The organism is Actinocorallia longicatena, assembly GCF_039534125.1.
Classification (GTDB): Bacteria; Actinomycetota; Actinomycetes; order Streptosporangiales; family Streptosporangiaceae; genus Actinocorallia; species Actinocorallia longicatena.
The window spans coordinates 1-586 of the sequence record NZ_BAAAUV010000086.1; the positions used below are offsets into that span (position 1 = coordinate 1).

2 protein-coding genes are annotated in these 586 nt (G+C 51.2%); both read left to right on the forward strand.

Going from position 1 to position 586, the window contains the following annotated elements; genetic code table 11:
- A partial coding sequence (locus ABD785_RS41180) for a hypothetical protein (protein ID WP_425547887.1) occupies nt 1–255 on the forward strand: 255 nt, incomplete at its 5' end.
- A gap of 180 nt (nt 256–435) precedes the next feature.
- Nucleotides 436–586 (forward strand): nucleotide-binding protein (locus tag ABD785_RS41185; protein WP_344840358.1); only part of this gene is annotated, 151 nt, incomplete at its 3' end.

Consider the following 586-nt stretch of genomic DNA (forward strand, 5'->3'; position numbering starts at 1 on the left):
GTCGTGATCCAGCTGAACAGGAGATGCGCCATGAGCATTCCGCAAATTTACACCAAAGCTGAATACCAGGCTGCCCTCAGTGAAGTGTCGGAGTTATTCGCCAACGAGCCAAAGATCGGTACTGAGGATGGCATCCGCTTCGAGGCCTTGCTCTCCTTGGTTGAGGCTTACGAGGCCAAACATTATCCAGTAGATCGACCTAGCCCTACTGATGCCCGTGCCTTCCGCTTGGATCAAGAACGCCCGATACCATGAAGGAAAGACTCTCCAGCCGCCCATTCGAGGCGGCTTTTTTGTAGCGTTATAGCGTCATTTCGTTATTGCGTTACACTGAAATGATCAACTTATCGGGTGATGCTTTTCTTGCCAGAGGGTTTGGCTTCACTTGTAACGTTTTAACGCAATAACGCTTTAACGCAAGGGGGAAACGTATTCATGGGCTACATCATCGGCGTTGTTAGCCAAAAGGGTGGGGTAGGTAAGTCCACTATTTCTAGGGCAGTGGCCACCACCTACGCGGCGGCTGGCTGGAACGTGAAAGTGGCTGACCTCGATATCAACCAGGCTTTTTGCTTCTCGTGGCTTC